We start from the raw sequence: 7,215 nt of genomic DNA, 5'->3' as shown, positions 1-7,215 counted from the left end.
GATAGGGCCGGTACAGACAACCTTTATCCCACAAACCTGCGCAACTGCTGCTTCACCCAGGGCTCCGCACTCACCAGAACCACCCCCAGCAACACCATCACCGCCCCAAGCACAAAGTTCACGCTCAAGGGCTCATCCAGCAACAACACCCCAAAGGTCACGCCGAACAACGGCGTAATGAACGAAAACACCGCCAGGTTCGAGGCCAGGTACTTGCGCAGCAACCAGAACCAGGTCAGGTAGCTGACGAACGAAACCACGATGCCCTGGAACAGCACACTGCCAATCGCCAAGGGCGTCCACGACACCTGGTCAATCTGCCCGCTGAGCAGGGCAATCAGCAGCAACCCGACAAAGCCCACCGCCAGCTGGTAGAACAGGGTCAGGGTCGCCGGGGCATCGGACAATCGCGAGCCGCGCACCACCACGGTCGTCGCGCCCCAGGCCAGGCCGGCCAGTACTCCAAAGGCATCGCCAAGCAGCATGCGCCCATCCATGTCCTCGAACGACATGCCACCGGCAAACGCGGTGGCAATCCCGCCAAACGCCAGCAAGATGCCCAGCCATTGCAGCAAGCGCAGGCGCTCGCTGGGCAACATGAAGTGCAGGCCGAGTGCCGTGAACACCGGTGCGGTGTAGAGGAACACCGACATGTGCGCAGCCGATGTCAGTTTCAGCCCCTCGGCAATGAACAGAAATTCAATACCAAACAGCCCGCCGGCCAGCAGGCCGCCACGCCAGGTCGTGCTCACCTGCCCCCAGCCGCCGCGCCAGCAGATCACCCCACCTACCAGCACCGCTGCCAGGCAGTTGCGCAGGGCCGCCTGCATCACCGGTGCGATATCGACGGCGGCCGTCTTGATCAAGACCTGTTGGCAGCCCCAGATCAGGCACAGCCCCAGCATGACCTGAAAGGCAAAGGCATCGGGGTTCTTGCGGGCCGCGCTCATGGGCGGCCCTCCAGGGTGATCGATGGCATGGCAAAGGCTCGGCAGTTTTCAAGAAGGACCGATTATCGGTTTTCCTGGACCACCCTTGCCAGCCTCAAAACGACCTCAAGCGATTTGTGCCTTGGCGGACACCCGATCGAACGTGGCTTCGTCCAGGGCATCTTCCTGCTCGTCCAGCACCTGGCGCGGGTGCTCGAAGCCGGGGATGCTGCTGTCGAGCAGGCTAAGCAACCGCGAACCGCGCTCGGTGAGCACGAAGTTTTCACCCGTGCCGCCATCCTCCGGCGCCCGACTGTCGATGAAACCGCGTTCGAACAGCAGCTTCTCGTATTCGCAAGCGCGGGTTTTCAGATGGTCGATGTCACCCACCGGCTGCCCCTTGGCGGCCAGCGCCGCAGCGTGCTGCTCGGCATAGGGGCGCGGCGTGAAGTTGTGACCGGCGCCGTTCTGCACTTCGTGCAGCAAGCGCTCGATCAGGTCCCAGTCGTAGGTGATGCTCATGGCGATGGCCTCTTGCTGTGGACGAAGGGGTACACAGCTTGGGACCAGACGGTGATCGAGAGCGTTCCGAAAGAAATCAGCGGTCTCGCTGCTGGGCTTGCATGTACTGGCGCAGCAATTGGTTGATCCGAGTCTGATAGCCCGCCCCTTGCGCCTTGAACCAGGCAAGCACATCGGCATCCAGGCGAATCGTAACTGTCTGCTTGGCAGGTACTCGCAGCTCAGCGTGGCGGAAGAAATCCTCATCCAGCTCTGGAACATCCGATGTGTCGATATCCTTGTCGTCCTGCCGAGCCAGGCGAGCCCAATCAGTTTTCGATGTATTGGTCTCAAAGAACATGGAACGCCTCCTGTTTGAGAGCGAGGCTAGTGCAGTGCTGCTGGAGGATCAATATCGCCAACTTGCAATTGGCAGCTTCAGAAAAGGACTACGAAAGCGCAGGAATGATGACCGGCCCAAACGCCAGCGGTCGCATGCATTGAACTTGCTGGAACTCAAGCCTCTCCACCGGGCATACCCAACTGCCGGAGGTAGTAAGGATGAAACCGCTGCTGCGCATCGCCTGTGCCACTACCCTGTTCTGCGCCCTGCCCGCCTGGGCCTGCACGCCGGAAGAGGCCACACAAAAACGTGAGGAGCTGGCCGGGCTGGTGAGCCAGTTGACCGAGCAGAACCCGCAGAAAGCCAAGGAGATCAATGATGAGCTCCAGGGGATGGAGCTGGGGACGGCGAGCAAGGACTTGCCCGACAAGTGTCAGCTGATCGACAAACGGATCAAGGAACTGAAGACAGCAGAGAAAAAGGCTGATTGATGGATTGCTGTGGCGAGCCTATCGCCGGCAAGCCGGCTCCCACAGGACACCACACGTTTCGAATACTGTGGCGTACCTGTGGGAGCCGGCTTGCCGGCGATAGGGCCTGAAGCTGATTACTCAGCCGCAGGCTTGCGCTTCTTCAGCGGTGCCAGGCCGTCGGAGCTGGCCAGCGGTGCATTGGCCTTCGGCTTGGCGGTAGGCTTGCGCTTGGCTGCGGCCTTCTTGTCGCTGCCCTTCTTCTCGACCTTTTTCTTCTTGGTGCCGACAGCCTTGCCCGACGCCTTGACCTTCTTCGGCCCGTTGTAGGTGCCTTTGACTTCCTTGATCACCCGGCGCTCGAACTGCTGCTTGAGGTAGCGTTCGATGCTGGACATGAGGTTCCAGTCGTTGTGGGTGATCAGCGAGATCGCCAGACCTTCGCCACCCGCACGACCCGTACGACCGATACGGTGCACGTACTCGTCGCCGCTGCGCGGCATGTCGAAGTTGATGACCAGGTCCAGGCCGTCGATGTCCAGGCCACGGGCCGCCACATCGGTGGCCACCAGTACCTTGGAGCTGCCCTGCTTGAAGCGCTCGATGGCCAGCTTGCGGTCTTTCTGGTCCTTCTCGCCGTGCAGGACGAAGGCCTTCACATCCTTGGCGACCAGGTGGCCGTAGATGCGGTCAGCCAGGGCGCGGGTGTTGGTGAAGATGATCGCCTTGTCGAAGGTTTCATTGGCCAGCAGCCACTGCACGATCTGCTCTTTGTGCTGGTCGTGGTCGGCAGTGATGATCTGTTGGCGGGTGCCTTCGGCCAGCTGCGAGACGCTGTTGAGCATCAGGTGCTCTGGGTCTTTCAGCACCTTGCCGATGATGTCGCGCAGGGCCGCACCACCGGTGGTGGCGGAGAACAGCAGGGTCTGCTCGCGGTTCTCGCATTCCTTGCACAGGCGCTCCATGTCTTCGGCGAAGCCCATGTCGAGCATACGGTCGGCTTCGTCGAGGATCATCACCTGCACGTGGGACAGGTCGAGGTTGCCCGCGTTGAGCTGCTCGAGCAGGCGACCTGGGGTGCCGATCAGCACGTCCGGCACCTTGCGCAGCATGGCCGCTTGTTCCTTGAAGTCTTCACCGCCTGTCACCAGGCCCGACTTGATGTAGGTGAACTGCGAGAACAGTTGCACTTGCTTGAGGGTTTGCTGGGCCAGCTCGCGGGTTGGCAGCAGGATCAGCGCGCGGATCTCGACGCGCGGGCCGCTCAGGTCGACCAGACGGTTGAGCAGCGGCAGGACGAAGGCGGCGGTCTTGCCGCTGCCGGTCTGTGCCGTCACACGCAGGTCGCGCCCTTGCAGGGCCAGGGGGATGGCCGCGGCCTGCACCGGGGTTGGCTCGACAAATTTAAGCTCGGCCACGGCTTTAAGCAGGCGTTCATGCAGGGCGAATTGGGAGAACACGGAGGTAACCTCAGGCAAGTGCGGGGAAATTCAGTTGCATAGGGTAACGTTTTCTGCCGCAAGAGCCGAATTTCTTTTGGCAACTTTGTCGCCATCCGCGCTCTAATGCCTCTTCTTTTCGCAAGCAAAGACCGTTTTGAACCTCATGGACATGCAAAAAATCTGGCGCGACAGCCTCGACCTGTGGGGCACCCTCGACCAACACCCCATGCTCCACGCCGCTATCGGCCTGACCGTGCTGCTGCTGATTTCCCTGGTAGTCGGCCGCCTGGCGCGCTTTCTGATTCTCCACGGCACCCGCCTGCTGGCCCGCCAGCCGGCGCTCAAATGGCTCGACGACCTGCGCCACAACAAGGTCTTCCACCGCCTGGCGCAGACCACACCCTCACTGGTCATCCAGTTCGGCCTGAAACTGGTGCCGGAGCTGTCCGATACCGCCGCTCACTTCCTTGGCAATGTCGCCCTGGCCTTCACCCTGTTGTTCATGACCCTGGCGCTGTCGTGCCTGCTCGATGGCCTGCTGGACATCTATGCCCGCACCGAGCACGCCCGCACCCGCTCGATCAAGGGCTATGTGCAGCTGGCCAAGATGATGCTGTGGATCTTCGCCTCGATCGTCATCGTCGCCACCCTGATCGACCGCTCGCCGCTGTTGCTGCTGTCGGGCCTGGGTGCGATGTCGGCGGTGCTGCTGTTGGTGTACAAGGACACCCTGCTGTCGTTCGTCGCCAGCGTGCAGCTGACCAGCAACGACATGCTGCACGTGGGTGACTGGATCGAGATGCCCCAGGTCGGTGCCGATGGCGATGTGGTGGACATCACCTTGCACACGGTGAAGGTGCAGAACTTCGACAAGACCATCGTCTCCATCCCCACCTGGCGCCTGATGAGCGAGTCGTTTCGCAACTACCGCGGCATGCAGCAATCGGGCGGGCGGCGGATCAAGCGCAGCCTGTTCATCGACGCGGCGGGCGTGCGCTTTCTGACCCAGGAAGAGGAACAGCGCCTGGGCCAGGTACGCCTCCTGGGCGACTACCTGGCCACCAAGCGCCAGGAGCTGCAGGCCTGGAACGAGGCCCTGGGGCCGGTGCCCGAGCTGGCGGCCAACCGCCGCAAGCTGACCAATATCGGCACCTTCCGTGCCTTTGCCCTGGCCTATCTGAAGAATCACCCCAATGTGCACCAGGGCATGACCTGCATGGTCCGGCAGATGCAGACCACGGCCGAAGGCGTGCCGCTGGAGATCTACTGCTTCACCACCACCACGGTGTGGGCGGAGTACGAGCGGATTCAGGGGGATATCTTCGATTACCTGCTGGCGGTGTTGCCGGAGTTTGGCTTGAGTTTGTATCAGCAGCCGAGTGGCAATGACATGCGCGTGGGGTTGGCGGGGCGGGTGCCGCGTCGACTTGAGGAATTGAGCGAGGCTTGAGATTGTTGGGCCGCTCTGCGGCCCATTCGCGGGACAAGCCCGCTCCCACAAGTCCACCACAACCTTGAAACCTGTGATGTACCTGTGGGAGCGGGCTTGTCCCGCGAATGGGCCCTCAACTACCCCGCATAACCCAGCAAGTACAACAACCCTGTCAAAGTCACCAACGAAGCCACGGTCGACAACAGAATCGTCCGCGAAATCAGCCCCGCCTCCCGGTTGTAATACTCCGCCAGCATGAACGGCCCGGTCCCGGTCGGCAGCGCTGCCAGCAACACCGCCGACGCCGCCCACATCGTCGGCAGGCTGAACACCTTGAACGCCAGCACCCAGGTCAGCGCCGGCTGCCCCACCAGCTTCATGGCCACCAACGGCCAAGGGCTGGCCTGCGCGCCAGTACGCTTCTCTGCCAGAAATGCCCCCAACGACACCAACGCACAAGGCGTAGTGGCCAACGCCAGCATGTCGAGAAAATGCATCACCGGCTCCGCCAGCCCCAGCCCGGACACCGCCCAGCCCGCCCCCACCAGCGGCGAGATCACCAGCGGGTTCTTCGCCAGCGCCTTGCCCACCACGACAACCGCACGGCCAATCTGCCGCTCTTCCTGCAAGCCGATTTCGATCAACGTCAGCGAAATCGCAAACACCAGGCAAACCACGAGCAACGACGAGATCAGCGCCGGCTGCAGGCCCGGCTGGCCAAACAGCAGCAGGCACAGCGGAATGCCGATGTAACCGGTGTTGGCATACCCCGCACTGAGCCCATCGATGCTCGCCGCCACCAGACCGTGGCCGCCGTGCAGGCGCCAGGCCAGGGTAACCACGAACATCGCCAGCGCCCCCGTGCCGAACGCCACGATGAAGCCGGGGTGCCAGATCTCGGTCCAGGTCGCGGTGGCCGTCACCTTGAACAACAACGCCGGCAGGCACAGCCAGACCACCATCTTGTTGATCTCGGCGGCGGCCTTGTCGCCGAGCTTGTTGGCCCGGCGGCACAGGTAGCCGACCAGGATCAGGGCAAAGATCGGTGCGACGATGACGAAGATGGTATGCATGTCAGGCCTTGCGCGTCAGTGGCGCCTCGGCACGGTTGCCCAGGCGGCTCAGCCAGACCGACGCCAGAATGATCGCACCACCGATGAACAGCCGCCCCAGTGGCTCGTGCTGATTCCAGATCAGCAGGTTGAGCAGCAAGCCCACCGGCACATGCAGGTTGTTCATGACCGCCAGCGTGCCGCCCGAAACCAGGCATGCGCCCTTGTTCCACCAGTACAAGCCCAGCGCCGTCGGGCAAAGGCCGAGGAACAACAGCACCAGCCACTGCACGTCGGTGCTCGGCAGATGCTGGGTGTTGCCGAACAGCAAGAAGGCCGGCAGCACGACGATCAACGCACCCAGGTAGAAGTAGCCGAAGCGTTTGTAGTGCGGCAGGTCGCTAGGGTGGCGGGCGACCAGGTGGCGGTACAGCACCTGGCCAGCGGCATAGGTGAAGTTGGCCAGTTGCAGCAGCAGGAAGCCGATGAAGAAATCGCCGCTGATGCTGTCGAAGCGGATCACTGCGGCGCCTGCCACCGCGACCAGGGCGGCGAGCAGTGCCCAGGGGTTGAAGCGCCGGTTGAGGGCATCCTCGATCAACGTCACATGCAACGGCGTGAGGATGGTGAACAGCAGCACTTCCGGCACCGTCAAGACGCGGAAGCTCAGGTACAGGCAGACATAGGTGATGCCGTACTGCAACGCACCGATCAACAGCATCGAACGCATGAAGCGTGGCTCGACCTGGCGCCAGCGGGTCAGCGGCAGGAACACCAGGCCGGCCAGCAGCACGCGGGCGAGGACGGCGAAATAGCTGTCGACGTGCCCGGCGAGGTACTCGCCGATCAGGCTGAAGGAAAACGCCTGGATCAGCGCGACGATAATCAGGTAGCCCATGGTTGCCTCTCGTGAATCAAGGCGGCGACCTTAGCGGGTTGCGGGGGCTGTGTTCAACCATGAGGAATGTGGGGGCTGTTCCGGCCCTATCGCCGGCAAGCCGGCTCCCACAGGGACACCACAGCATTCAAGGCTTGCGCTGTACCTG

The 7,215-nt window shown here is 62.4% G+C and carries 8 protein-coding genes; 2 read left to right on the top strand and 6 right to left on the bottom strand.

The genetic code is table 11. The features are described from left to right. Positions 1-23 precede the first annotated feature (23 nt). The 3 genes from PMI38_RS05950 to PMI38_RS05940 form a co-directional block, all read right to left on the bottom strand. A complete protein-coding gene (locus tag PMI38_RS05950; protein ID WP_008091729.1) occupies positions 24-950 on the bottom strand; it encodes a DMT family transporter in 927 nt (308 codons plus the stop codon). Positions 951-1,055: 105 nt separating this feature from the next. Continuing rightward, positions 1,056-1,451 (bottom strand): hypothetical protein, encoded by a 396-nt coding sequence (locus PMI38_RS05945; RefSeq protein ID WP_008091727.1) that lies wholly within the window; start codon positions 1,449-1,451, stop codon positions 1,056-1,058. 76 nt (positions 1,452-1,527) lie between these two features. Then, positions 1,528-1,791 carry a BrnA antitoxin family protein gene (locus PMI38_RS05940; protein WP_008091725.1) on the bottom strand — a complete coding sequence of 88 codons (264 nt, stop codon included), beginning with the start codon at positions 1,789-1,791 and terminating at the stop codon, positions 1,528-1,530. Between the two features lie 200 nt (positions 1,792-1,991). On the opposite strand from PMI38_RS05940, the gene PMI38_RS05935 reads away from it, so the two are divergent. Beyond that, the gene (locus PMI38_RS05935) at positions 1,992-2,264 is read left to right on the top strand and encodes a hypothetical protein (RefSeq protein ID WP_008091722.1); all 273 of its coding nucleotides are present in this window, start codon (positions 1,992-1,994) and stop codon (positions 2,262-2,264) included. 116 nt (positions 2,265-2,380) lie between these two features. Here PMI38_RS05935 and PMI38_RS05930 read toward each other — a convergent pair whose 3' ends face one another. Then, the gene (locus PMI38_RS05930) at positions 2,381-3,703 is read right to left on the bottom strand and encodes a DEAD/DEAH box helicase (RefSeq protein ID WP_008091720.1); all 1,323 of its coding nucleotides are present in this window, start codon (positions 3,701-3,703) and stop codon (positions 2,381-2,383) included. Positions 3,704-3,848: 145 nt separating this feature from the next. On the opposite strand from PMI38_RS05930, the gene PMI38_RS05925 reads away from it, so the two are divergent. Further along, positions 3,849-5,135, top strand: coding sequence for a mechanosensitive ion channel family protein (locus tag PMI38_RS05925; RefSeq protein ID WP_008091718.1), 1,287 nt, complete (start codon positions 3,849-3,851; stop codon positions 5,133-5,135). Between the two features lie 119 nt (positions 5,136-5,254). On the opposite strand, the gene PMI38_RS05920 is transcribed toward PMI38_RS05925, so the two are convergent. Together PMI38_RS05920 and PMI38_RS05915 are read right to left on the bottom strand one after the other, a co-directional pair. Then, entirely contained in the window at positions 5,255-6,190 is a 936-nt protein-coding gene (locus PMI38_RS05920) for an AEC family transporter (protein ID WP_008091715.1), read from the bottom strand. 1 nt (position 6,191) lies between these two features. After that, on the bottom strand, positions 6,192-7,067 hold the full coding sequence (locus PMI38_RS05915) for a carboxylate/amino acid/amine transporter (RefSeq protein WP_008091714.1): 876 nt from the start codon (positions 7,065-7,067) through the stop codon (positions 6,192-6,194). Between the last annotated feature and the right edge of the window lie 148 nt (positions 7,068-7,215).

Source organism: Pseudomonas sp. GM84, assembly GCF_000282535.1.
In the GTDB taxonomy this organism is placed as follows: Bacteria; Pseudomonadota; Gammaproteobacteria; order Pseudomonadales; family Pseudomonadaceae; genus Aquipseudomonas.
The sequence above is the reverse complement of the archived record's forward strand: the minus strand, read 5'-3'. Positions and strand labels throughout refer to the sequence as shown.